General features: G+C 58.9%; 20 protein-coding genes. 10 read left to right on the plus strand and 10 right to left on the minus strand.

Features of this window, described 5'->3' with window-relative positions:
• Window positions 1-82: 82 nt before the first annotated feature.
• The gene (locus J4E42_RS14665; protein ID WP_207285513.1) at window positions 83-1,321 is read right to left on the minus strand and encodes an MFS transporter; all 1,239 of its coding nucleotides are present in this window, start codon (window positions 1,319-1,321) and stop codon (window positions 83-85) included.
• Window positions 1,322-1,806: 485 nt separating this feature from the next.
• Between J4E42_RS14665 and J4E42_RS14670 the strand changes: the two genes are divergently transcribed.
• From J4E42_RS14670 to J4E42_RS14680, 3 genes are all read left to right on the plus strand, one after another.
• Window positions 1,807-3,249, plus strand: a complete 1,443-nt coding sequence (locus J4E42_RS14670; RefSeq protein ID WP_207285514.1) for a cytochrome ubiquinol oxidase subunit I — start codon at window positions 1,807-1,809, stop codon at window positions 3,247-3,249.
• A 3-nt stretch (window positions 3,250-3,252) separates the two neighbouring features.
• Window positions 3,253-4,260 carry a cytochrome d ubiquinol oxidase subunit II gene (gene cydB / locus J4E42_RS14675; protein ID WP_008028900.1) on the plus strand — a complete coding sequence of 336 codons (1,008 nt, stop codon included), beginning with the start codon at window positions 3,253-3,255 and terminating at the stop codon, window positions 4,258-4,260.
• 75 nt (window positions 4,261-4,335) lie between these two features.
• Entirely contained in the window at window positions 4,336-4,503 is a 168-nt protein-coding gene (locus J4E42_RS14680) for a DUF2474 domain-containing protein (RefSeq protein WP_192418926.1), read from the plus strand.
• A gap of 78 nt (window positions 4,504-4,581) precedes the next feature.
• Here the strand turns inward: J4E42_RS14680 and J4E42_RS14685 are convergent, their stop codons facing one another.
• Complete coding sequence (locus J4E42_RS14685) at window positions 4,582-5,706, minus strand: methyltransferase (protein ID WP_207285515.1); 1,125 nt, start codon at window positions 5,704-5,706, stop codon at window positions 4,582-4,584.
• A 150-nt stretch (window positions 5,707-5,856) separates the two neighbouring features.
• Complete coding sequence (locus J4E42_RS14690) at window positions 5,857-6,588, minus strand: LuxR family transcriptional regulator (protein ID WP_008040318.1); 732 nt, start codon at window positions 6,586-6,588, stop codon at window positions 5,857-5,859.
• A 336-nt stretch (window positions 6,589-6,924) separates the two neighbouring features.
• Here J4E42_RS14690 and J4E42_RS14695 point away from each other — a divergent pair, with 336 nt between their 5' ends.
• Window positions 6,925-7,701 carry a ferredoxin--NADP reductase gene (locus J4E42_RS14695; RefSeq protein ID WP_008040319.1) on the plus strand — a complete coding sequence of 259 codons (777 nt, stop codon included), beginning with the start codon at window positions 6,925-6,927 and terminating at the stop codon, window positions 7,699-7,701.
• A 44-nt stretch (window positions 7,702-7,745) separates the two neighbouring features.
• Here J4E42_RS14695 and mscL read toward each other — a convergent pair whose 3' ends face one another.
• Window positions 7,746-8,162 carry a large-conductance mechanosensitive channel protein MscL gene (gene mscL / locus J4E42_RS14700; RefSeq protein WP_008040320.1) on the minus strand — a complete coding sequence of 139 codons (417 nt, stop codon included), beginning with the start codon at window positions 8,160-8,162 and terminating at the stop codon, window positions 7,746-7,748.
• Between the two features lie 657 nt (window positions 8,163-8,819).
• On the opposite strand from mscL, the gene radA reads away from it, so the two are divergent.
• The gene (gene radA / locus J4E42_RS14705; RefSeq protein ID WP_008028888.1) at window positions 8,820-10,187 is read left to right on the plus strand and encodes a DNA repair protein RadA; all 1,368 of its coding nucleotides are present in this window, start codon (window positions 8,820-8,822) and stop codon (window positions 10,185-10,187) included.
• Between the two features lie 132 nt (window positions 10,188-10,319).
• On the opposite strand, the gene J4E42_RS14710 is transcribed toward radA, so the two are convergent.
• Window positions 10,320-10,688 carry a PilZ domain-containing protein gene (locus J4E42_RS14710; protein WP_207285516.1) on the minus strand — a complete coding sequence of 123 codons (369 nt, stop codon included), beginning with the start codon at window positions 10,686-10,688 and terminating at the stop codon, window positions 10,320-10,322.
• 159 nt (window positions 10,689-10,847) lie between these two features.
• Between J4E42_RS14710 and J4E42_RS14715 the strand changes: the two genes are divergently transcribed.
• The 3 genes from J4E42_RS14715 to yjiA all read left to right on the plus strand — a co-directional run bounded on the left by J4E42_RS14715 (window position 10,848) and on the right by yjiA (window position 14,260).
• A complete protein-coding gene (locus J4E42_RS14715; RefSeq protein WP_207285517.1) occupies window positions 10,848-12,914 on the plus strand; it encodes a carbon starvation CstA family protein in 2,067 nt (688 codons plus the stop codon).
• Window positions 12,915-12,928: 14 nt separating this feature from the next.
• Window positions 12,929-13,126: a YbdD/YjiX family protein gene (locus J4E42_RS14720; protein WP_007895266.1), complete on the plus strand. Its 198-nt coding sequence runs from the start codon at window positions 12,929-12,931 to the stop codon at window positions 13,124-13,126.
• Window positions 13,127-13,288: 162 nt separating this feature from the next.
• Window positions 13,289-14,260 (plus strand): GTPase, encoded by a 972-nt coding sequence (gene yjiA, locus J4E42_RS14725; RefSeq protein WP_207285518.1) that lies wholly within the window; start codon window positions 13,289-13,291, stop codon window positions 14,258-14,260.
• A 95-nt stretch (window positions 14,261-14,355) separates the two neighbouring features.
• Here the strand turns inward: yjiA and J4E42_RS14730 are convergent, their stop codons facing one another.
• From J4E42_RS14730 to J4E42_RS14740, 3 genes are read right to left on the minus strand one after another with little or no spacing between them, the layout of a single operon-like run.
• Complete coding sequence (locus tag J4E42_RS14730; RefSeq protein ID WP_207285519.1) at window positions 14,356-15,045, minus strand: GntR family transcriptional regulator; 690 nt, start codon at window positions 15,043-15,045, stop codon at window positions 14,356-14,358.
• A 25-nt stretch (window positions 15,046-15,070) separates the two neighbouring features.
• Window positions 15,071-15,775 carry a FadR/GntR family transcriptional regulator gene (locus tag J4E42_RS14735; protein ID WP_008040325.1) on the minus strand — a complete coding sequence of 235 codons (705 nt, stop codon included), beginning with the start codon at window positions 15,773-15,775 and terminating at the stop codon, window positions 15,071-15,073.
• 52 nt (window positions 15,776-15,827) lie between these two features.
• Window positions 15,828-17,141 (minus strand): C4-dicarboxylate transporter DctA, encoded by a 1,314-nt coding sequence (locus J4E42_RS14740; RefSeq protein ID WP_008040326.1) that lies wholly within the window; start codon window positions 17,139-17,141, stop codon window positions 15,828-15,830.
• On the opposite strand from J4E42_RS14740, the gene J4E42_RS14745 reads away from it, so the two are divergent.
• A complete protein-coding gene (locus J4E42_RS14745) occupies window positions 17,140-17,460 on the plus strand; it encodes a hypothetical protein (protein WP_207285536.1) in 321 nt (106 codons plus the stop codon). The two genes, J4E42_RS14740 and J4E42_RS14745, sit on opposite strands and share 2 nt — an antisense overlap.
• A gap of 8 nt (window positions 17,461-17,468) precedes the next feature.
• Here J4E42_RS14745 and glyA read toward each other — a convergent pair whose 3' ends face one another.
• Window positions 17,469-18,722 (minus strand): serine hydroxymethyltransferase, encoded by a 1,254-nt coding sequence (gene glyA / locus J4E42_RS14750; RefSeq protein ID WP_008028869.1) that lies wholly within the window; start codon window positions 18,720-18,722, stop codon window positions 17,469-17,471.
• Window positions 18,723-18,944: 222 nt separating this feature from the next.
• Window positions 18,945-22,793, minus strand: coding sequence for a bifunctional diguanylate cyclase/phosphodiesterase (locus tag J4E42_RS14755; protein ID WP_207285520.1), 3,849 nt, complete (start codon window positions 22,791-22,793; stop codon window positions 18,945-18,947).
• Between the two features lie 283 nt (window positions 22,794-23,076).
• Here J4E42_RS14755 and ettA point away from each other — a divergent pair, with 283 nt between their 5' ends.
• Window positions 23,077-24,741, plus strand: coding sequence for an energy-dependent translational throttle protein EttA (gene ettA, locus J4E42_RS14760; RefSeq protein ID WP_008028865.1), 1,665 nt, complete (start codon window positions 23,077-23,079; stop codon window positions 24,739-24,741).
• Window positions 24,742-25,061: the final 320 nt, after the last annotated feature.

A 25,061-nucleotide genomic window follows, 5' to 3' on the forward strand; every position in this document is an offset into this window, starting at 1 on the left:
TGAGTGTAAGGCGTTACATTACACTCAATGCACTATCTATGTATTGCACCTGGTCGGCAAATTTGTGCTCTGCCTCAGTATTTCAAACCTTGGCTTCTTCCACTGGCACATGCATGCGATCCCGGTTGGCCAGGGTCGGAAACAGTTTGATCCAGACCCCGGTCACCACCAGCGTGCCGATGCCGCCCATGACCACCGCCGGCACGGTGCCGAACCAATGGGCGGTGAGACCGGATTCGAACTCGCCCAGCTGGTTCGAAGCGCCGATGAACAGGCCGTTGACGGCGCTGACCCGGCCGCGCATTTCATCCGGGGTTTCCAGTTGCACGAAGGACGCGCGGATCACCATGCTGATCATGTCTGCTGCGCCCAACACGACCAGCACCGCCAGCGAGAACCAGAATGAAGTGGACAGGCCGAACGCAATGGTCGCGACGCCGAATACACCGACGGCGGTGAACATCACCCGACCGACCTTGCGATCCACGGAGAACCGCGCCAGCCATAGCGACATCAGCAACGCGCCCACTGCCGGAGCCGAACGCAACAAGCCCAGGCCCCATGGCCCGGTCAGCAGAATGTCCTTGGCAAACACCGGCAGCAAGGCCGTCGCGCCGCCGAGCAGCACGGCAAACAGATCCAGAGAAATCGCCCCGAGAATATCCGGTCGGCTGCGAATGAAGCGGATACCCGCCAGCAGCGAGTCCAGGGTGGCCTTGCCTTTGTTCAATGGCGTTTGCCGTGCGGGCAGGTTGAGCATCAGCAGGCAGGCGATCACATAGAGAATCACGGTCGGGCCGTAGACCCAGACGCTGCCAAAGGCATACAGCAAGCCGCCGAGGGCCGGCGCGACGATGGTCGCCGATTGTTGGGCGGACTGTGCAGCGGCAACGGCGCGGGGGAACAGCGCGGAGGGAACGATACTTGGCAGCAGCGCCTGGGTGGTCGGCATCTCGAAGGAGCGCGCGGCGCCGAGCAGAAACGCGAGGATGAAGATCATTTCCCGGGTGACATGGCCGGTGGCGCCGCCAATCGCCAGGGTCAAGGCAATCAAGGCTTGCAGCGACTGACAGATCGCCGCGACTTTGCGCCGGTCGTAGCGGTCGGCGACATGCCCGGTGTGCAACATGAACAGCACGCGTGGGGCAAATTCCACCAGGCCGACCAGGCCCAGATCCAGCACGTTGCCGGTCAGTTGATAGAGGTTCCAGCCGATGGCCACGGTGAGCATCTGAAAGCCGCTGGCGGTAAACACCCGGGCCAGCCAGAACGCGATGAAAGGGCGGTGATGACGTAACAGCAAAGGCGCTTGGCTGGGCATCGGAGGCAGATCTTGAGCGAGGGGAGGCCCGAGATTATCACCAACCTGTAACCAAAAGTTGCAGAGGCAGGAAATTTAGTTAGCTAGACACCGATCCCGAAATCCCTGAAATCCCCTGTGGGAGCGAGACCGGCTTGCCGGCGAAGGCGTCGGTACATACAACCTATAAGGGACAGACAGACCGCTTTCGCGAGCAGGCTCGCTCCCACAGGAATGTGTTGCCAGCTATGACTGTGGCTATGAGGCAACCTGTCACGCGGCAAAAGACCACACCGTCCATCGCCAAAAACCGGACTACTCTTTTACCCATGCTTGATCCAGATCAAGGCCTTTGCGGAATTGATCTGGTGGCCAGATGGCCGAATTCCCTACGTGTGATGTTTGTAAAAAGAAGAACGAATTCAAATTCGCCACACTCCTATTCGTGGGGGCCGTGGGTGTAGGCCGCAAGCCTTCAGCCGGTATTACCTGACAGAGGAAGACTTATGTTCGGTTTGGAGGCGCTTGATCTCGCCCGAATTCAGTTCGCGTTCACCATCTCGTTCCACATCCTGTTCCCGGCCATCACCATTGGTCTGGCGAGTTACCTGGCGGTACTCGAAGGCCTGTGGCTGAAAACCAATAACGACACCTACCGCGATCTGTACCACTTCTGGTCGAAGATCTTTGCCGTCAACTTCGGCATGGGCGTGGTCTCCGGGCTGGTCATGGCCTATCAGTTCGGCACCAACTGGAGCCGTTTTTCGGACTTCGCCGGTTCCGTCACCGGGCCGTTGCTGACGTACGAAGTACTGACCGCGTTCTTCCTTGAAGCCGGTTTCCTTGGGGTCATGCTGTTCGGCTGGAACAAGGTCGGGCGCAATCTGCACTTCTTCGCCACGGTCATGGTCGCCATCGGCACGCTGATCTCGACCTTCTGGATTCTCGCTTCCAACAGCTGGATGCAGACCCCGCAGGGCTTCGAAATCGTCAACGGCCAGGTAATTCCAACCGACTGGCTGGCGGTGATCTTCAACCCGTCGTTCCCGTACCGCCTGATGCACATGGCGACGGCCGCGTTTGTCGCGACCGCATTCTTCGTCGGTTCCTCGGCGGCCTGGCATTTACTGCGCGGCAAGGACAACCCGGCAATCCGTACCATGCTCTCGATGGCCATGTGGATGGCCTTGATCGTCGCGCCGATTCAGGCGGTCATCGGTGACTTCCACGGTCTCAATACGTTGAAGCATCAACCGGCGAAAATCGCCGCGATCGAAGGCCACTGGGAAAACCACGGCGATGAACCGACCCCGCTGATCCTGTTCGGCTGGCCGGACATGAAAGAAGAGAGGACCAAGTTCGCCATCGAGATTCCGTACCTGGGCAGCCTGATCCTCACGCACTCGCTGGACAAACAGGTGCCGGCGCTCAAGGAGTTCCCGCCGGAAGACCGGCCGAATTCGACCATCGTGTTCTGGTCGTTCCGGATCATGGTCGGCTTGGGCATGCTGATGATCTTTACCGGTCTGTGGAGCCTGTGGCTGCGCAAAAGCGACAAGCTGTACACCTCGCGACCGTTCCTGTACCTGGCATTGTGGATGGGGCCGTCCGGCCTGATCGCGATCCTCGCCGGTTGGTTTACCACTGAAATCGGTCGTCAGCCTTGGGTCGTCTACGGCCTGATGCGCACGGCGGATGCGTCCTCCAATCACAGCTTCATGCAGATGAGCATCACGCTGATCCTGTTCGTCGTGGTCTATTTCGCGCTGTTCGGTGCCGGTCTGGGCTACATGATGCGCCTGGTGCGCAAAGGGCCGAAGATCGACGAAGGCAAGGAAACCAACGACGGTGGTCCCGGCCAGAAACGCACACCGGCGCGTCCCCTGTCTGCGGCTGACGATGATGGCGCCGAAAACGACCACAGCCCCAGCCTGACCAAGGAGATTTGAGTCATGGGTATTGATCTTCCGCTGATCTGGGCCGTGATCATCATCTTCGGCATCATGATGTACGTGGTCATGGACGGCTTCGACCTGGGCATCGGGATTCTCTTCCCGTTCATTCCGGGCAAGACCGACCGTGACGTGATGATGAACACCGTCGCACCGGTCTGGGACGGCAATGAGACCTGGCTGGTGCTGGGCGGTGCGGCGTTGTTCGGCGCCTTCCCGCTGGCGTATTCGGTGGTGCTCTCGGCGCTGTACCTGCCGCTGATTTTCATGCTGATCGGGCTGATCTTTCGCGGCGTGGCGTTCGAGTTCCGCTTCAAGGCCAAGGACGACAAGCGCCACCTCTGGGACAAGGCGTTCATTGGTGGCTCCATCGCTGCGACTTTCTTCCAAGGCGTCGCGTTGGGGGCGTTCATCGATGGGCTGCCGGTGGTCAACCGTCAGTTCGCCGGCGGGTCACTGGACTGGCTGACACCGTTCACGATGTTCTGCGGCGTGGCGTTGGTGGTGGCTTATGCGCTGCTCGGTTGCACTTGGCTGATCATGAAAACCGAAGGCAAGTTGCAGGAACAGATGCACAACCTGGCGCGGCCGCTGGCGTTCGTGGTGCTGGCGGTGATTGGTATCGTCAGCATCTGGACGCCGCTGGCTCACGCGGAGATCGCCGCGCGCTGGTTCACGTTGCCGAATCTGTTCTGGTTCCTGCCGGTGCCGATTCTGGTGTTGGTGACCATGTACGGCCTGATCCGCGCTGTGGCTCGCAATGCGCACTACACGCCGTTTCTGCTGACGCTGGTGCTGATCTTCCTCGGCTACAGCGGTCTGGGCATCAGCCTGTGGCCGAACATCGTGCCGCCGTCGATCTCGATCTGGGACGCCGCCGCACCGCCGCAAAGCCAGGGCTTCATGTTGGTCGGCACCTTGTTCATCATCCCGTTCATCCTGGGTTACACCTTCTGGAGCTACTACGTGTTCCGCGGCAAGGTCACCCATGAAGATGGTTACCACTAATCCTGTAGGAGCAAGCTTGCTCGCGATGGCGTCATCACTGACGCCATCAACCTTGAAGAGGAGGGTTGGAACGCCATGACTGGTAAACACACTTTGGAAGAAATCCAGGCGGCAGAGAAAAAGCCGCTCTGGCAGCGGCTCGGCTGGCTGGCGATGATCTGGACTGGCAGTGTGGTGGCGCTGTTCATCGTTGCGAGCCTGATGCGCATGTTCATGAATGCCGCAGGCCTGTCGACCCACTGAATTCGCAAAATCCCATCCCGATGCCTTGCGGCACGGATTTACAACCCTCCTGCGCTGGAGGGTTTTTTTTGTCCGGGATTATTTTCGGGCTTTGAGGATCACGAACTTCGGTGTGGCCGCCACTTGTTCGACGCCACGGAACAACCGCGCCAGTTTGCTGTGATAACCCAGATGACGGTTGCCGACGATGTACAGCGCGCCGCCCACCACCAGCGCTTCGCGCGCTTGCTGGAACATCCGCCAGGCGAGGAAATCGCCCACGACTTGTTGTTGGTGAAACGGGGGGTTGCACAGCACCACGTCCAGTGACTGCGGCTCCTGCCCGGCCAGACCATCCCCGGCACGCACGATCACGTTCCGGTCACCCAGCGCCGCGCGCCAGTTTTCGGCGGCCGATTGCACGGCCATGAAGGATTCGTCCACCAGCGTGTAATGCGCCTGCGGGTTTTGCAGAGCGCTGGCAATGGCCAAAACGCCGTTACCGCAGCCCAGATCCGCGACCCGTGCCGTGCCGAGGTTTGTCGGCAAGTGCGGCAAAAAGGCTCGGGTACCGATATCCAGCCCTTCGCGGCAGAACACATTGGCGTGGTTGAGCAGTTCAATCGCCGGCGCATCGAGCTGATAGCGAGTCGGGTAGGGCGACGTTGCGGGTGCTTTGGCTTCAACGGTGGTCATCAACAGCCGAGCCTTTTTCACCGCCAGCGAGGCTTGAACCGGACCGATGTAGCGCTCCAGCAAATCCCCGGCGGCGCGTGGCAGATGCTTGATCATGGCGCCGGCAATCACTTGGGCGCCGGGCGCCAGTTGGCTTTGCAGACGGATCAGTTGTTCTTCCAGCAAGGCCAGGGTTTTCGGTACACGAATCAGGACCCGATCAAACGGGCCGCTAAACGCTTCGCTGGCAGGTACGCGAGGCACGGCATCAAATGCCTGAGCGTTACGGATCAGATTTTTTTCCAGGCCCTGAAAGGCCAGGAACGAGTCGCCGCTGCTGGTCACCTGAACCTTGCCAGCGAGGCTGGCAGCCAATGCGCCAAAGCTGTCGTTGAGCACCAAAACACGCGTATCCGGAGTCGGTTGTTGTTCGGCCAGGTGATTGAGCAGGTATTCGTCGGCGGCATCGAACGCTTGCAGCGGTTCGTTCTGCTGTTCTGGCTGGCGGATCAGGTCGAGGCGGGCGAAGGGTGTTTCGAGCAAAGGCATGGGGCGGGGCTCTGGGTAAATCAACGGGTATCCCGCGGCCCAGGGGCGTTGTAGCGGGCGAGGCCGTCCGAGTGCACTGCGTCGTGAAGGTTCACACGTCAACACTCAGGAGGAATCGCAAATGGTACGTTACTCGCAGGTTTTAATCGATCAACGTGTCGAGGTGCTTTTGAGGTGACCGGCCTTGATCGCGGCGATGATCGCGGCAATCTTGTTGCTGACTCCGAGTTTCAAAATCACGCTTTGAATGTGGAAATGGATGGTCCGTGCGCTCAGGTTGAGAATTCGCGCGCTTTCTTCAGCCGTCTTGCCGGCTGCCGCCAGTTCCAATACGTCGATTTCCCGTGGAGATAAATGCGCAGCGGGTGGTTTCAGCATTTTCTTGGGCAGCGATTGCGCGATCAGCGCATGAAGATGACGGCACATGAATACCGAGAAACCGAGGTTTTCATACAGCTCCAGGGCCGTGATCGGGCAATGGCTCCTTGCCAGGCTCAGAATGCTGCACAGGCCGCTGTCTTCGTCATGCAGCGATTGTGACCAGCCGTGCTGCAAACCATGCGTTTCCAAGGCCTCCCACAGGGAAGGAACCTTGGAGAAAAGAGTTTCGCTCCACATAATGGGCAGCATTGAGTGATTGCAATGAGCTACTACCGGGTCCACCGAGCTTAAGTTTTTCTGTTCATAATACTTGTTCCAGATGGTTGGGTAATTGTTGTGTCGGATAGTGTTGAGCTGGTTGTTTTTTGTTTGATAAGTGGTTGAAAAAGCGAAAAATTTAAACCCGATGTTTTTCGCGAATTCAAGTGCGATCGGGTACGCGGCATCAATATGCTTCGTGCTCGATAGTTGGTTGAGTTGTGATTCCTTCCACCGCTCCATCATGTATCTCCATTTTACAATCTGCCGGGGTGCTGATTGGATCCGAAATCCTGCACGAGCCGAGTGTAGGACGAATCCTACATAAAAGTGAGATTTTTTGGCTTTACTGCGCTTTAAAAAATAAATATCAAGTTCTAATGGAGTTTTTAAAAATACGGCGGGTTTTGAATGTTGAGTTTAATTTCATTAACCGTTTTATTAACTGAATGGTACGTCAAAAAAAATCAAATACTCTTTGTAATGTTCAGGTTGATAATAAAAGGCACTACAAATCGTCGGTGTTTGTTTTCCCCGCTTTGCGGGACACTGGATGCTATCTGTTGAATGGAGCGCCCCATGACTGCCAGTGCAGAAAAATTCACGCGCCAGACCCTGCTCGACGTCAAGCCGTTGACCCCGAGCCTGTTCACCCTGCGCACGACACGGGACCCGGGCTTTCGTTTTCGTGCGGGGCAATTCGCCCGTCTGGGCGTGACCAAGGCAGACGGCAGCGTTGTGTGGCGTGCCTATTCCATGGTTTCTTCGCCTTATGACGAGTTCCTCGAATTCTTTTCCATCGTGGTGCCGGGGGGCGAGTTCACCAGTGAGCTGAGTCGGCTGGGCGTCGGCGATACGCTGCTGGTCGACCGCCAGGCCTTTGGATACCTGACGCTTGACCGCTTCATCGATGGGCGTGATCTCTGGTTGTTATCCACAGGCACGGGCGTGGCGCCGTTTCTGTCGATCCTGCAGGACTTCGAGGTCTGGGAGAAGTTCGAGCGAATCATCCTGGTCTACAGCGTGCGCGAAGCCCGGGAGCTGGCGTATCAGGAACTGATCGCGGAATTGATGCAGCGTGACTATCTGGCCGAGTACGCGCACAAGTTTCAGTACATTGCCACCGTCACCCGCGAACAGCATCCAGGTGCCTTGAATGGCCGGATCACCACCTTGATAGAGAGTGGCGAACTGGAGCGGGCGGCAGGCGTGGCACTGACGGCCGAGCATTCAAGGGGCATGCTGTGTGGCAACCCGCAGATGATCGATGACACGCGAAAACTGCTAAAACAGCGTGACATGCACTTGAGTCTCAGCCGACGCCCCGGGCACGTGGCGGTGGAAAATTACTGGTAAAAAAAACGGCGTCACGAAGGCGCCGTTTTTTTATCCGCATCAGATCATTCAGGCCGATTGTTCTGGGCCTTCAACAGATCGCGAATCTCACCCAACAGCTCTTCTTCCTTGGTCGGAACCGGCGGCAGGGTAGGCGCAACGGCTTCTTCGCGCTTCAAGCGATTGATGGCTTTGACGCCCATGAAAATCGCGAACGCGACGATGATGAAGTCGATCATGCTCTGGATGAATTTACCGTACGCCAGCACCACTGCGGGGGCGTCGCCGCTGGCGGCCTTGAGCGTAATGGCGAGATCACTGAAATCCACCCCACCGATCAGCAGGCCGATTGGCGGCATGACCACGTCGCCGACAAACGACGAAACGATCTTGCCGAAGGCGGCACCGATGATGATACCGACGGCCATGTCGACCACGTTGCCTTTTACCGCGAAGGCCTTGAACTCATTTAGCACGCCCATAGGTTATTTCCTTGTTACAGATGAGGTTGGTAACGCAGTGTAAATCAGCCAAATGGTTCTTGCCCGAAACAACTGCTTACAGCGCTTGCCTGCTATCGACCGGGGCAACGGTAAAAAGTTTTCAAAATGCCATCATTGGTGCATTGATCTGCGTTTTTCAGGTGTGTGCCCGCTATCCATCTGAAGGGTGTTGTTCGTCATTCAGTCGCTTGCGCTGATCAGCGATGGAGGTGGTGGTCCTTATCAAAAGTGCGTGCGTCACAGGAGCGACTTGTTGAGTGTAATGGGAGAGTGCGTGCTATAAGTTTTACAGCGGTTAACTTCAAGTATAAGTTCCTGGTTCGGAAAATAGTGGCTGGAAAAACACAGAATGCGTGATGCCGTAAAGCCATCGATTTGATTTTCAGTATTAAACTCTTGGTTTGTTAGGTGATGTTGTACGTTAAGTTTGCAGAGTGTTAAGAGTTGTACAGCTTTGTGGGTTTTGGATTTAACGTTGGTCGAGTTATTTTGGCAGCGCGTTGTACAAGTTATGAAAGTTGCAACGCTGTCGTTGTCTCGAGAATCGAACAAGTTGCCGCCCAATTCCATTGGGCAACTCTGTCGCACTGATCCAGTCCAGCTGAGCTATCATCGCGGTTTTTGCCGGGAGTTCAGATGGCCAAGGCCAAGCGCATGTACGGCTGCACCGAGTGCGGCTCAACCTTCCCCAAGTGGGCCGGCCAGTGCGGCGAGTGCGGGGCCTGGAACACCTTGACCGAAACCATGGTCGAGAGCGGCGGTGCCGCAGCCCCCAGCGGCCGCACCGGCTGGACCGGCCAACAGGCACAAATCAAGACCCTGGCCGAAGTCAGCGTCGAAGAAATACCGCGCTTTTCCACTGCATCCAGTGAGCTCGATCGCGTCCTGGGTGGCGGGCTGGTGGACGGTTCGGTGGTTTTGATCGGCGGTGATCCGGGCATCGGCAAATCAACCATCCTCCTGCAAACCTTGTGCAACCTCGCCAAGAGCATGCCGGCGTTGTACGTCACGGGCGAAGAGTCCCAGCAGCAAGTGGCCATGCGCGCCCGACGCCTGGGATTACCGCAGGATCAACTGCGGGTCATGACCGAAACCTGCATCGAAACCATCATAGCCACCGCCCGGGTCGAAAAGCCCAAGGTCATGGTGATCGACTCGATTCAGACGATTTTCACTGAACAGCTGCAATCGGCACCGGGCGGCGTGTCCCAGGTGCGGGAGAGCGCGGCCTTACTGGTGCGTTATGCCAAACAGAGTGGCACAGCGATTTTCCTGGTTGGCCACGTGACGAAAGAAGGTGCGCTGGCCGGACCGCGCGTGCTGGAGCACATGGTCGATACCGTGCTGTATTTCGAGGGCGAATCCGACGGTCGCTTGCGCTTGCTGCGGGCGGTGAAGAACCGTTTTGGCGCGGTCAACGAACTGGGCGTGTTCGGCATGACCGACAAGGGTTTGAAAGAAGTCTCCAACCCTTCGGCGATTTTTCTTACTCGTGCACAGGAAGAAGTCCCGGGCAGTGTGGTCATGGCAACGTGGGAAGGCACCCGACCGATGCTGGTGGAGGTTCAGGCGTTGGTGGATGACAGCCATCTGGCCAACCCGCGTCGGGTCACGTTGGGGCTGGATCAGAACCGACTGGCGATGTTGCTGGCGGTTCTGCATCGACACGGCGGCATTCCGACCCACGACCAGGACGTGTTCCTCAACGTGGTGGGCGGCGTGAAGGTGTTGGAAACCGCTTCCGATCTGGCGCTGATGGCGGCGGTCATGTCCAGTTTGCGTAACCGGCCATTGCCCCATGACCTGCTGGTGTTCGGCGAAGTCGGTTTGTCTGGCGAAGTGCGTCCGGTGCCGAGTGGGCAGGAACGCTTGAAAGAAGCGGCCAAGCACGGCTTCAAACGGGCCATCGTGCCCAAGGGCAATGCGCCGAAGGAGTCTCCGCCGGGATTGCAGATTATTGCCGTGACCCGCCTCGAACAGGCCCTCGACGCACTCTTCGAATAACCTGCCAGATAGAACACCGATCCTGTGGGAGCGAGCCTGCTCGCGATAGCGGACTGTCAGTCAACATCATCGTTGAATGATAAACAGCTATCGCGAGCAGGCTCACTCCCACATTGGATTGGTGTCGGGTTTTCAGACTTCGATCAGGGCGCCCAACTCGCGCTCCAGCTCCTGCGGATCCCCCAGATTGAGCTCGATCAATCGCCGCAGCCGCTCGATGGATTCCAGGCTGATATATCGGCAAACGAATCCCAAATGGCGAGGATCGTCGTGCGTCAGTTGCACATCCATCTTGATGTCAAAGTCCTTGCTGAGATGAATGTCGACAGAAAAGATCTTTTTCGGGTCGCCCAGCCACGGCTCGGGTCGCTCGATCAGTACTCCCTTGAGCGACAAGTCAATCAGCTTCACTGGCCAGATGAATTCCCCTTGGCAAAGCTCGGTTTTGGCATCGAACGCAATACGTTTGAAGCGGCGGCGATTGGCAGGGTGTTCGCTCATGGCTTATTCCTCTTACATGTCCGCTGACTATAGACCCGCATTGTCAAAGCCTGCCAGCTGACACAGGCGTCTAGACCAATGTCGGGTATGGCCTTTGCCGTCAGGAGAGCTAAACTCGGGGTGGCTGTCTTTCTTGTCCACCCTGGCTGGAATAAAAAAATGAAAAATAATAATAGCCCGCTACGCCACCTACCCTGGCTGCTGCTGGCAATCGTAGGAGCGTGCGCCCTTGGTGTAGTGGCATTGCGCCGCGGCGAGGCAATCAACGCCTTGTGGATTGTGGTCGCTGCCGTGGCCATTTATCTGGTTGCGTACCGTTACTACAGTCTGTTCATCGCTAACAACGTGATGCAACTCGATTCGCGACGGGCCACCCCCGCCGTGCTCAACAATGATGGTCTGGACTATGTCCCTACCAACAAACACATTCTCTTCGGTCACCACTTCGCGGCCATCGCTGGCGCGGGGCCGTTGGTCGGTCCGGTGTTGGCGGCGCAGATGGGCTACTTGCCCGGCACGCTGTGGCTGATCGCCGGCGTGGTGCTGGCCGGTGCGGTTCAGGACTTCATGGTCCTGTTCATGTCCACCCGCCGCAACGGCCGCTCCCTGGGCGATATGGTCCGCGAAGAAATGGGCCGCATCCCCGGCACCATCGCGCTGTTCGGCTGCTTCCTGATCATGATCATCATCCTCGCGGTGCTGGCGCTGATCGTCGTAAAAGCCCTGGCTGAAAGCCCGTGGGGCATTTTCACGGTGATGGCGACCATCCCGATCGCGATGTTCATGGGCATTTACATGCGCTACATCCGCCCGGGCCGCATTGGCGAAATCTCGGTGGTCGGCGTGTTGCTGCTGCTCGGTTCGATCTGGCTTGGCGGGCAGATTGCCGCGGACCCGGTCTGGGCCAAAGCCTTCACCTTCACTGGCGTGCAGATCACCTGGATGCTGGTCGGTTACGGTTTTGTGGCCGCCTCGTTGCCGGTGTGGCTGATTCTGGCGCCGCGTGACTACCTGTCGACGTTCCTCAAAATCGGCACCATCATCGCACTGGCGATCGGCATCCTGGTGACCATGCCCGAGCTGAAAATGCCGGCGCTGACCCAGTTCATCGATGGCACCGGTCCGGTATGGAAAGGCGGCCTGTTCCCGTTCCTGTTCATTACCATTGCTTGTGGCGCGGTCTCGGGTTTCCACGCGCTGATCTCCTCCGGCACCACGCCAAAACTGCTGGATAACGAGGTCAACGCCCGTTACATCGGTTACGGCGGCATGTTGATGGAATCGTTCGTGGCCATCATGGCGATGGTTGCCGCTTCGGTGATCGAGCCAGGCGTGTATTTCGCCATGAACAGCCCGGCGGCCGTCGTCGGTGGTGACGTGGTCGCGGTTGCACAAACTGTCAGCAGCTGGGGTTTTGCAATTACCCCGGAAGCGCTGCAAACGGTGGCCAAGGACATCGGTGAAACCACCATCCTGGCCCGTGCCGGCGGTGCGCCGACCCTGGCGGTCGGTATCGCGCAGATCCTGCACAGTGTCCTGCCGGGTGAAAACACCATGGCGTTCTGGTACCACTTCGCGATCCTGTTCGAAGCGCTGTTCATCCTGACCGCAGTCGATGCCGGTACCCGTGCCGGTCGCTTCATGCTGCAGGACTTGCTCGGCTCCTTCGTGCCGGCGCTGAAACGCACCGAATCCTGGACCGCCAACCTGATCGCCACCGCCGGTTGTGTGGCGATGTGGGGCTGGTTGCTGTATCAGGGCGTGATCGATCCGCTGGGTGGCATCAACACCTTGTGGCCGCTGTTCGGTATCTCCAACCAGATGCTGGCCGGTATAGCGCTGATGCTCGGCACCGTCGTGCTGATCAAAATGAAACGCCAACGCTACGTCTGGGTGACCATGGTGCCAGCGGTCTGGCTGCTGATCTGCACCACCACCGCCGGCTTCATCAAGCTGTTCGACGCCAACCCGGCGATCGGCTTCCTGTCGCTGGCCAAAAAATACAGCGATGCGCTGGCCAACGGTCAGATCCTCGCCCCGGCCAAGGACATCACCCAGATGCAACACGTGATTTTCAACGCCTACACCAATGCAACGCTGACCGCGCTGTTCCTGTTCGTGGTGTTCAGTATCCTGTTCTATGCCCTCAAGGTCGGCATTGCCGCCTGGGGTAAAAAAGAGCGTACGGATAAAGAATCGCCATTCCAGGCCTTGCCGGACGCGTAATCGAGGATTGCAGCATGTTCAATGACCTGAGTCGCCTCGGTAAATACCTCGGTCAGGCCGCGCGCCTGATGGTCGGCATGCCCGACTACGACAACTACGTCGAGCATATGCAGACCAAACACCCGGACAAACCGGTGATGAGCTACGAAATGTTCTTTCGGGAACGTCAGGAAGCCCGTTACGGTGGCAAGGGTGGGCCGAAGTGCTGTTGACCCGGTTGTCGGGTTAACAGCAATCCCTGTGGGAGCTAGCCTGCTGGCGATGGCGGCTGAACATTCAACATCACTGTTGATTGACAGTCCGCCATCGCTAGCAGGCTAGCTCCCACATTTGTTTTATGTTGTTTTCTAATTTTGTAAAGCAGGAGACTCCAGTTGTCCTCTCCCATCCCCGTCACGATCCTCAGCGGCTTCCTCGGCGCCGGCAAGACCTCGCTGTTGCGCCACCTGCTCAAAGCCGAGCACGGCCTGAAAATCGCCGTGATCGAAAACGAATTCAGTGACGCCGGCATCGACACCCAACTGTTGGGCGACGAGCCGGTGCAGGTGATGACGCTGTCCAACGGCTGCGTCTGCTGCACCATCCACACCGACCTGACCAAGGCGCTCTACCTGTTGCTCGAACGCCTGGACAGTGGCGAAATCGCCTTCGACCGTCTGGTGATCGAGTGCACCGGCCTGGCGGATCCGGCACCGGTGGCGCAAACCTTCTTCATCGACGAAGAACTGCGTGAGCGTTACATCCTCGACGGCATCATCACGTTGGTCGATGCAGCGCACGCCGACGTACACCTGACCCAAACCATCGCCCAGGCGCAGATTGGTTTTGCCGACCGCTTGCTGGTGAGCAAACGCGATCTGGTGGACGAGCCGACCTTCACCGCGTTGAGCGAGCGCCTGACCCGTATCAACCGTCGCGCGCCGATTCGCGTGGTCGACCACGGCCAGATCGATCTGGCCGAACTGCTCGATGTGCGCGGCTTCAACCTCAATGCCGACCTGGGTGGCGGCGTGAGTTTGCGCCCAGTCAGCAAAGCGCCTTCCATCGACCGCATTTCCAGCCTGGTGCTGCGCACCGACAAGCCGCTGGATATCGACAAGCTCAGCGAATTCATGAACGAACTGCTGGAAGAACATGGCAAGCAGTTGCTGCGCTACAAAGGCGTGCTGAACATCCTTGGCGAGCCGCGGCGCATGGTGTTTCAGGGGGTGCTGAAGTTGTATGGCTTCGACTGGGACACGGAGTGGGCAGAGGGCGAGGCGCGGGAAAGTGTGATTGTGTTTATTGCCGATGAATTGCCGGAAGAGAAGATCCGCGAGGGGTTTGCGCGGGTGGCGGCGGATTGAATCGTTTCGTTCGTCAGTGATAACGCCTTCGCGGGCAAGCCTCGCTCCTACAGTCGGTGATATCCGTAGGAGCGAGGCTTGCCCGCGAAAGCGGTCTAACCAGCAACACGATCCTGACTAAGCCCAAGTCCTGAGTTCAGCAATATTTCCTCAAGATCATCCAGGTGCCCGCTCAGCAGCGAGACCGCCTTCACCGCATCCCCACGCGCCACCGCATCCAGAATTGCGGAATGCACCCGCCAATCGCAATAACCCTCCGCCGATACATCAAACTGCGCAATCGCCAGCGAAGTCAGTGGCACCAGGCTGCCCAGAAAATGCGCCAACGGTGCATTCCCCGCCATTTCGGCCAGCTGCAGATGAAACGCCCCCGCCAACCTGATCGCCGAGCCATGCGCGGCACATTGGCGCTCGCGATCAATCAACCCACGCAGACACTTCAAGCCTTGTGCACGGGGCTGCTGGCACGCCAGCCGCACCACCGTGGTTTCGGTCAGCCGCCGCGCATGCAGCGTCTGCCGGACTTGCTCATGATCGAGCGCAGCGACTCGGGGGCGATGGTGAGTGCGCAACACGATGATCTGCTGATGGGACAGCTGCGTCAGCACCCCACGCATGTCACTGCGGCGAACGCCGAACATCTGCGCCAGGCTTTCTTCGGTAAAGCGACTGGCCGCATCGATGCGCTGTTCAAGAATGGCGTCGAAGACTCGCGAGTAGAGATCATCCGTCGGCGCGGGAAAGGGCAGGGCAACAAGAGTTTGCGCTGAAGCGAAGCTGTTCATGGCCTGTCTCCGGTTCCAAGAGGGTTCAACTGCCGAGGTTGTCGTCCGGGATATTCAATTCGATGCCCATCCGCTGGCCTTCGCGAAGAATGTGCCGACGCATTTCGGCACTCGCCAGGGCGCTGTTTTTGCTGCGGATCGCGCGTACCACGGCTTCGTTTTCTTCGAGGCGTTCGGCCAGATGCTCAGGTGAGTTGCGCAGCACCTCGGCGCTTTGCTTGAGGGCGTTGCTGGTCTGCTGTACCACGCTCTGGAAAATCGGATTCGAGGTCAGCGTGAACAGCTCTTCGTGGAACGCGATGTAGGCGTTGACCCCGGCTTCGCTGTCGTTCGCCTCCAGGGCTTCGCGCATGTCCATCAGGGTCAGGCGCAATTGCCCGACTTCCTTGCTGCTGATCGACTGCGCCACCAGGCCGACGATAAACGGCTCAAGGGTGTAGCGCAGTTGCAGCACGTCTTCCAGGCTCGCGCCGGCCACTGCACTGTCGTGGCTTTGGCTGTCTGTCAGTTGGGCATCGAGCACCACCACGCCTTTGCCCGGCATCGAGCGCACCAGGCCGAGGGTTTCCAGGACGATGACCGCCTCGCGCAGGCTCGGGCGGCTGATGCCCAGTTGCTCGGCCAGTTCACGTTGCCCCGGCAGCATCTCGCCGGAGCGCCATTGCCCACGTGCCAGCGCAGCACGAAGTTTTTCCACTACTGAATTTACGACGGTTGACGAGGTAATCACTGTTCGCTCCAAGTCGCGATAATGTGCCTGCCCATAGGCAGGCACACGTTGTTTAAAATTCCTGCTGGTGCGCGGGCGCGACCGGTTTTCGAGGCTGGAAGGTATAACCCACCTGACCGGAAAGCACCTTGTTTGCGCGTTGGATATCGATGTCTTTTTCCCATCGGGCGATGGCCACGGTGGCGACGCAGTTGCCGATCAGGTTGGTCAGCGCGCGGCCGATGCCCATGAACCAGTCCACCGCCAATACCAGCACCAGACCGACCACCGGAATCGCCGGGATGGCCGTCAGTGTCGCTGCCAGAATCACCAGCGCCGAGCCGGGAATCCCGTGAGCCCCTTTGGAGGTGATCAACGACACCAGCAAAATGGTCAGCAAATCAGTCATGGCCAACGGCGTACCGGTGGCATTGGCGATGAACACAATGGCCAATGTCAGGTAGATCGAAAAACCGTCGAGGTTGAACGAGTAACCGGTGGGAATCACCAGCCCGACCGTTGAACTGCCGATGCCCAGATGTTCGAGCTTGCGCATGATTTGCGGCAGCACGGCGTCGGACGAGGCGGTGCCCATGACGATCATCAGTTCTTCGCGCAGGTATTTGAGCAGCGGCCACATGCGCAGGCCGGACAGGCGCATCACCAGGCCGAGAATCAGCGCCACGAACGCGACACACGTCAGGTAGAAAAGACCGACCAGACTGCCCAGGTGTTGCAGGGAGTCCAGGCCATATTTGCTGGTGGTGAAGGCAATCGCGCCGAACACGCCGATCGGCGCCAGGCGCACGATCATGCCCATGATGCGGAAGATCACGTGGCTCAGCTCATTGATCAGCCGGGAAATGCCCGACGCGGCTTCGCCCACCAGGTTCAGTGCGCTGCCGAACAGCACTGAAAACAGCAGGACCTGCAGGATGTTGTTGTCGGCAAAGGCGCCGATCACCGAAGTCGGAATCAGGTCCATCAGGAACTGCGTGGTGGTGTGCATGTGCTGGCCGCGCTGGGCGATGTCGCCCATGTCGGCGGCAGACAGTTGCTCCAGATGAATGTTCGCGCCGCTGCCGATGCCGGTGCTGAAGGCGAACACCAGGCCAATCACCAGGGCGATGGTGGTCAGCACCTCGAAGTAGATCACCGATTTGAGGCCGATGCGCCCGACCTTCTTCAGGTCGCCGGCGCCGCTGATGCCGCTGACCACCACGCAGAACACGATCAGACCGATGAGCATCTTGATCAGTTTGATGAAACCGTCGCCGAGGGGTTTGAGCTGGGCGGAGTATTCGGGAAGGGTCAGCCCGCAGACGATGCCGAGCACCAGTCCGAGAACCACTTGAAGGAAGATTGAACGCGAGCACCATCTGAGCATGGGAGGAATCCTGGTCGGTGTCCTGGCTGCCGTGCGCTGCGCGCATCAGATTCAGGACTTAATTATTGTGGTCTTACCGGTATGTCCAGTGCAGGCGCAGTCTACGCCGGATTTTTTTACGATTACAAGTGAAAACCTGAAAATTGGCATGACCGGTCTGACCAGCGAAGCTGGTTGTGTAGGAGCCGGCTTGCTGGCGATGGCGCCAGAAAGATCCCTACAAGGCTCAAGAACAAGCGCTCCAGCCAGCCACCTCCTACAAATCGCAGGCGAAAAAAAACCGGCCATCACTGGCCGGTTTTTTCTAACTACGGTTTAACGGGCTGATTAAGCGCCGTACACCGGCAGCTTCTTGCAGATAGCCTTGACCTTCTCACGAACGGCGTCGATCACCGCTTCGTTGTTCAGGTCAGCCAGGATGTCGCAGATCCAGCCGGCCAGCTCTTTGCACTCTGCTTCCTTGAAGCCGCGAGTGGTCACAGCCGGAGTGCCGAAGCGCAGGCCGGAGGTGACGAACGGGGAGCGTGGATCGTTTGGCACGGAGTTCTTGTTCACGGTGATGAATGCTTTGCCCAGAGCGGCGTCAGCGTCTTTACCGGAGATTTCCTGCTTGATCAGCGACAGCAGGAACAGGTGGTTTTCAGTACCGCCGGAAACCACGTCGAAACCGCGCTCGATGAAGACGCTGGCCATGGCCTGGGCGTTTTTCACCACTTGTTGCTGGTAAGCCTTGAACTCAGGCTGCAGTGCTTCCTTGAAGCAGATCGCTTTAGCAGCGATCACGTGCTCCAGCGGGCCACCCTGGGCGCCCGGGAATACTGCGGAGTTCAGCTTCTTCTCGATGTCGGCGTTGGCGCGAGCCAGGATCAGGCCGCCACGTGGACCGCGCAGGGTCTTGTGCGTGGTGGTGGTCACGACGTCAGCGAATGGCACCGGGTTCGGGTAGACGCCAGCGGCGACCAGACCGGCCACGTGGGCCATGTCGACGAACAGGTAGGCGCCAACCTTGTCAGCGATTGCGCGGAAGCGCGGGAAGTCGAGGATCTGCGAGTAGGCAGAGAAGCCGGCCACGATCATTTTCGGCTTGTGCTCAACGGCCAGGCGCTCGACTTCGTCGTAGTCGATCAGGCCATTGGCGTCGATGCCGTACTGAACGGCGTTGTACAGCTTGCCGGAGGACGAAACGCTGGCACCGTGGGTCAGGTGACCACCGTGAGCCAGGCTCATGCCCAGGATGGTGTCGCCAGCTTGCAGCAGGGCCAGGTAAACGGCGCTGTTGGCTTGCGAACCGGCGTGCGGCTGAACGTTGGCGTAATCGGCGCCGAACAGTTCTTTGGCACGGTCGATGGCCAGTTGCTCAACGACGTCGACGAACTCGCAACCACCGTAGTAGCGCTTGCCCGGATAGCCTTCGGCGTACTTGTTGGTCAGTACCGAGCCTTGAGCTTCCATCACCGCAGGGCTGGTGTAGTTTTCCGAAGCGATCAGCTCGATGTGTTCTTCCTGGCGCTGAGCTTCTTGCTCCATGGCGGCAAAAAGATCGGCGTCGTACTTGGCAATAGTCAAATCACGGCTGAACATGGCGGTCCTCAAGGATCGGGGCAGAAAAGGGGGGCATTCTAACCCAATGGGATTTAGATGGCATATGAAAGGGCATCATGTCGCAGACAAGTGGGCTTCATGTCGGGATCAGCGGTGATCATGCCGCCCACATCGCCGGCAAGCCGGCTCCTACAGGGGAACGCATTCCAAATGTAGGAGCCGGCTTGCCGGCGATGGCGTCATTTGCCTCACCACAAAATTTCAGTCGAACATGAAGAGCGCATCATTACTGAACTGCGCTTCAAACCGGCCCGCCGGCATCGGCCGCCCGAACAGGTAACCCTGAACCTCATCACAGCCATGCTCACGCAGGAAGTCCAGCTGCTCATGGGTTTCCACGCCCTCGGCGATCACCGCCAGGTTGAGGCTGTGGGCCATGGCAATGATTGCCCGGGCGATCTGCGCGTCCTGTTCACCCGACGGCAAGCCATCGACAAAGGTACGGTCGATCTTCAGCACGTCGATCGGGAACTGCTTGAGGTAGTTGAGCGACGAATAACCGGTGCCGAAGTCGTCGACCGCGATGCTCAGCCCGAGGTTTTTCAGCCCGGCCAGAATCTGCATCGCCTCGCTGACTTCGCGCATCAGGATACTTTCGGTCAGCTCCAGCTCCAGGCACGCCGGCGGCAGGCCTGTTTCCTTGAGGATGGTGGCGATCCGCGTGCCGAGCTGGCCGTCGGAGAACTGCCGGGCAGAGATGTTGACCGATACCTTCGGCACCCGCACCTTGGCCTGATGCCAGGTCTTGAGCTGACGGCACGCCTCGCTGATCACCCAGTCGCCGACGTCCACCACCAGGCCCAGTTCTTCGAGCACCGGAATGAAATCCCCCGGCGGCACCAGGCCACGGCGCGGATGACGCCAGCGCAGCAAGGCTTCGGCACCGGTCAGGCGTTTGCCGTCGCCGCTGAATTGCGGCTGGTAGTACAGAACGAATTCGTTCTGTTCCAGGGCGTGACGCAAGTCGCTTTCCAGCTCCAGACGCTCGAGGGCACTGGCGTTCATGTCCGCCTGATAGAACTGGAAGTTGTTCTTGCCGCGTTCCTTGGCGTGATACATCGCGGTGTCGGCGTTCTTCATCAGCTGACTGAGTTCGTTGCCGTCCTGCGGGCTCAGGGCGATGCCGATACTGGCGGTGACGAAGAATTCGCGGCCTTCAAGCACGAACGGTTTCACCAGGCTGGCGAGAATCTGTTCGGCCACGTGAATCGCCCGATTGAGGGCGATTTCACGGTTGGCCCGCGGTTGCAGGAGCAAGGTGAATTCGTCGCCGCCCATACGCGCCACGGTGTCGTCGTCATCGACGCAACCGAGCAGGCGCGTGGCCATTTCCTTGAGCATGCGATCGCCGGCGGCGTGGCCCAGGGAGTCGTTGATCGGCTTGAATCGGTCGAGGTCGAGGAACATCAGCACCACCCAGGACTTCTGCCGTTCCGCCGACTGCAGCGCGGTGTGCAGGCGGTCCTGGAACAGCGTGCGGTTGGGCAGGTGCGTCAGGGCGTCGTAATAGGCGAGGCGGTGAATCCGTTGTTCACTGGCCTTGCGCTCGCTGATGTCGCTGAAGAAACACACGTAACTGGCCAGATCGCCTTCATCGTCGAGCACCGCTGTGATACCGACCCACGCCGGGTAATGCTCGCCGTTACGACGCCTGAGCCAGACTTCGCCTTCCCAGGTGCTGTGCTGATTCAATTGCTTGAGCACATAGCGCAGGTGCGCTTCCTGCTGCTCGTCGACGGTCAGCATGTTCGGCAACTGGTCGAGCACTTGCTCCACCGCATAGCCGCTCACGCGACTGAACGCTTCGTTGGCCTGCACGATATAGCCTGCCGGGTCGGTGATCAGGATCGCCGACGTCGAGTGTTCGAATACCGTGGCCGCCATGCGCAGGTCTTTCTCGGCGCGGCGTTGCTGGCTGATGTCGCGACCGACACCGAGCACGCCTTCGAAGGCGCCGTGTTCGTCCCAGACCAGCACCAGCCGCAACTCGATCGGAATCTTGCGCCCATCGGCACGCAGGCAGTCGAACAGGAACAGTTGGGTCTGCACCTGGCTGCGCAACAGCGCCAGTTGGTCGGGTTTGCCCAGCGCTTTGCTGACGCGGTCCATCAGGTTGTAGATGCCGGTCAACTGTTGCGGGTTGGCGATGGTCGACTGCCAGCCGTTCTGGAAAATCCAGTCGGTGTCGTAGCCCAGCACGGCTTGCACCGACGGGCTGACGTAGTTGAGCGAGAGCTTGCTGTCGGTGGAGAAAATCACGTCGCTGATGCTTTCGGCGAGCATCCGGTAGCGCTGCTCGCTGTCGCGCAGGGACTCACTGGCCTCGATTTGCTCGGTGATGTCCTTGGCCACGCCGATGATCCGTGTGACCTGGTCGTGTTTGTCCCGCGCCAGTGCCTGTTCACGAATATCGAAACGCCGCCATTTGCCGTTGCGGTGACGGAAGCGCAGTTGGCATTGCAGCAATTGCGTATAGCCCGCGTGCCGCTGGGTCTGTCGCGCCCGGTGGTAGTGGTCGGCATCTTCGGGGTGCAGCAGGATTTCCCAGAAGTACTCGCCCATCTGGTGCAGCTCGGTGCGGTTGTAACCGAGTGTCTGGCCCAGGTGGTGGTTGCTGAAGATCATGCGCTGGCTGATCACGTCCTGGACGTACAAATGATCCGGCACGGTGCGCACCACGTCGGACCAGAACCCTTCACGCTCAAGCAGCGACAGTTCGATGAGCTTGCGACTGGTGATGTCGCTGATGCTCAGGATCACCGCTTTATAGTCGTCCTGGTTTTCCGGCAGGCGCATCACCAGCCACAGGTGTTGATCGCGGCCATTGGCGTCTTGCAGTTTTATTTCCAGCTCGAACTGTTTCTGCTGGTTGAGTACCGCTTCGAGCACTTGATTGCCGATGGCGGTGCCATCCAGCGGATTGCCGTCGATCAGCAACTTCCAGGCTTGTTCACAGGAATTGACGTTGAGCAGTTGCAGGGCGACCTGGTTGACCTCGGTGATGCGCAGTTCCTGCAACAGCTGCTGGCGCTGTTCCGGGGTTTCCAGCCAGGTTTGCAGGTGTTCGGTGCTGAGCAACTGGTTTTTGTCGAAGACGTTCTTGAGGCCCGACACATCGAGCACACACAGGGCGACGCCGGTGCCTTCGAAAATATCCTGATAGCGCCGGCGACCTTCACTCACCTGGCGCTGACGACGGCGTATGTTCAACAGGGCGATCAGCGGCAGCAGAGAGAGCGCCAGCCCCAACAGGCATTTACCGATAAACGCCGGCAGCAGTTCTTCGATCACGCGTTGCCGGTCGAACAACCCGCGCAGTTGCCAGTCGCTGCCGGTCAGGGGAACCGTCAGCACGCTGTTGGCCACATCATTTGCGGTCAGCTCGCTCGGCTTGGCCAGGGGCTGTGAATCATCGCGGCTGATGACCTGGTGATTGACGCGGTTTTCCACCAGCCACATTGGGCGGATACCGGCCTCGCCTGGTTTGGTCAATGACGAGAAAAAGCTCGGCGTCAGGCGCAGGACCCAATAGCCCCGAGAGCTGCCGCTGGCTTGATGCAGCAACAGGTGCACCACCGAACCGTTATCGGCGTTGCTGAAATAATGTGCCTGGGTACGGCTGCGGCGTACCAGTTCGACGAGGTAGTCGGCGTCGTCGCTGTCGGCGGTGGTGTCGCTGATGACTTTCCCTGAGGGGCTCAACAACGCGAGGCTGCGCAGGTCGGGCAAGGACTTTTGCAGCTTGCGCAGCAGCTCCTGCTGTTCGTCGGCGCTTTGCGGCTGTTCGACGATCGGTAGCAGGTTGAGGGCGATCTGCGCATTGAGCGACATGTTCAGGCTGACTTGTGCAGCCAGATCGGCGGTGTAGTCGATGGTGTATTGGCGCTGGTTTTTCTGGGTTTCGCGCAGCTGATCCAGCAGTTGCCAGAACAGCAACGCGAGCAGCAAAAGCACGAGTGTCGCCAGCGCACCCTTTAATGTTCCGCGCAGGGGGGAACCGGACACAGCAGTCGGTGCACGGGTGGTCAAGGGCGGAGTGACATTAGACAAACTGTAATCCTGCGATTTAGCTGGACTGGCGCGACGTGCACTATAAGCCGGACGCCCGGAGGGCGGCTAGCATGCCTTGAGTTGTGGCAAAGTGCCAGACCCTCCCGGCTGGACTGCCTTCTGTCAATAAGGTAGCTTTGCCGGTTACGCGGGAGCGTTCCAGCTCCTAGAATCAGGTTTTTTCAGCGCGCAGCATTGATACCTATCAGTCGTCGACGCGCACGGCCTGGCCGGGCATCGCCTGCGCTCCAATCATTCATCTGTCACTGACCCAAGGTTCTCCATGGCTCAATACGTCTTCACCATGCATCGGCTGGGCAAAGTTGTTCCGCCGAAGCGGGAAATCCTGAAAAACATTTCGCTGTCCTTCTTCCCCGGCGCCAAGATCGGCGTGCTCGGCCTCAACGGTTCGGGTAAATCCACGCTGCTGAAAATCATGGCCGGCGTCGACACCGAGTTCGAGGGCGAAGCACGTCCGATGCCGGAGCTGAACATCGGCTACCTGCCACAGGAACCGATCCTTGACCCGACCAAGACCGTGCGTGAAGTGGTCGAGGAAGCGGTCAGCGTGATCAAGAACGCCCAGGCACGCCTGGACGAGGTCTACGCGGCTTACGCTGATGAAGATGCCGACTTCGACAAACTGGCCGCCGAACAGGCCAAGCTCGAAGCCATCCTGCAAGCCAGCGACGGTCACAACCTGGATCGCCAACTGGAAGTCGCCGCCGATGCGCTGCGCCTGCCGGCCTGGGATGCCAAGGTCGAATTCCTTTCCGGTGGTGAAAAGCGTCGTGTGGCCCTGTGCCGCCTGCTGCTGTCCGCACCGGACATGCTGCTGCTCGACGAACCGACCAACCACCTGGACGCCGATTCCGTCGCCTGGCTGGAACACTTCCTCCACGACTTCCCGGGCACTGTCGTTGCGATCACGCACGACCGTTACTTCCTGGACAACGTTGCTGGCTGGATCCTCGAGCTCGACCGCGGCGCCGGTATCCCGTACGAGGGCAACTATTCGGGTTGGCTTGAAGCCAAGTCCGATCGTCTCGCTGCCGAATCCAAGCAGCAGTCGGCCCACGAAAAAGCCATGAAGGAAGAACTGGAATGGGTGCGCAAAGGCGCCAAGGCCCGCCAGTCCAAATCCAAGGCACGTCTGCAACGCTTCGAAGAAATGCAATCGCAGGAATTCCAGAAGCGTTCGGAAACCAACGAGATCTACATCCCGGCCGGTCCGCGCCTGGGTGACAAGGTCATCGAGTTCAAGAACGTTTCCAAGGGCTATGGCGATCGCGTGCTGATCGACAACCTGTCGTTCTCCATGCCTAAAGGCGCCATCGTCGGCGTGATCGGCGGTAACGGTGCCGGTAAGTCGACGCTTTTCCGCATGCTGATGGGCAAGGAACAACCGGATTCGGGCAGCATCGAAGTCGGCGAAACCGTGCAACTGGCCTGCGTCGATCAGAGCCGCGAAGACCTGGACGGCAGCAAGACTGTGTTCCAGCAAATCTCCGACGGTTCGGATCAGATCCGCATCGGCAACTACGAGATCCCGTCGCGTACCTACGTCGGTCGCTTCAACTTCAAGGGCGGCGATCAGCAGAAGTTCGTCAAGGACCTGTCCGGTGGTGAGCGCGGTCGCTTGCACCTGGCCCTGACCCTGAAAGAGGGCGGCAACGTCCTGCTGCTCGACGAACCGTCCAACGACCTCGACGTTGAAACCCTGCGTTCCCTGGAAGAAGCCCTGCTGGACTTCCCGGGCGCCGCCATTGTGATCTCTCACGATCGGTGGTTCCTTGACCGCGTCGCGACGCACATCCTGGCGTACGAAGACGACTCGCAAGCAGTGTTCTTCGAAGGTAACTACACCGAGTACGAAGCCGATCGCAAGAAACGCCTCGGCGAAGCGGCTTCCCAGCCGCATCGTGTTCGGCACAAGAAACTGGCCTGATTTCGGGTTGGTTGCATGAAAAAACGGAGCCTTCGGGGCTCCGTTTTTTTATGGGTTTTTTCAGGTACACCGAGGTGTATTCATCGCGAGCAAGCTTTGCTCCTACAGGGGGACGCGATCAACTGTAGGAGCAAAGCTTGCTCGCGAAAGCGGAATCACTACTGGTGCATGATCCAATTTGTGAATCCCTTTTTAGGTGCGAAATCAGCCTGAAAATGGAGGTTATTTATATCCTGCGCACCATTTAATTTCATAAACGCGACATTTTGCTCTATTACTGTGCGCTCTCCGTTTGCTAAAGTCCGGCCCAATCTCTTCCA

This window comes from Pseudomonas sp. FW300-N2A2 (assembly GCF_017351735.1).
GTDB classification, from domain to species: domain Bacteria; phylum Pseudomonadota; class Gammaproteobacteria; order Pseudomonadales; family Pseudomonadaceae; genus Aquipseudomonas; species Aquipseudomonas migulae.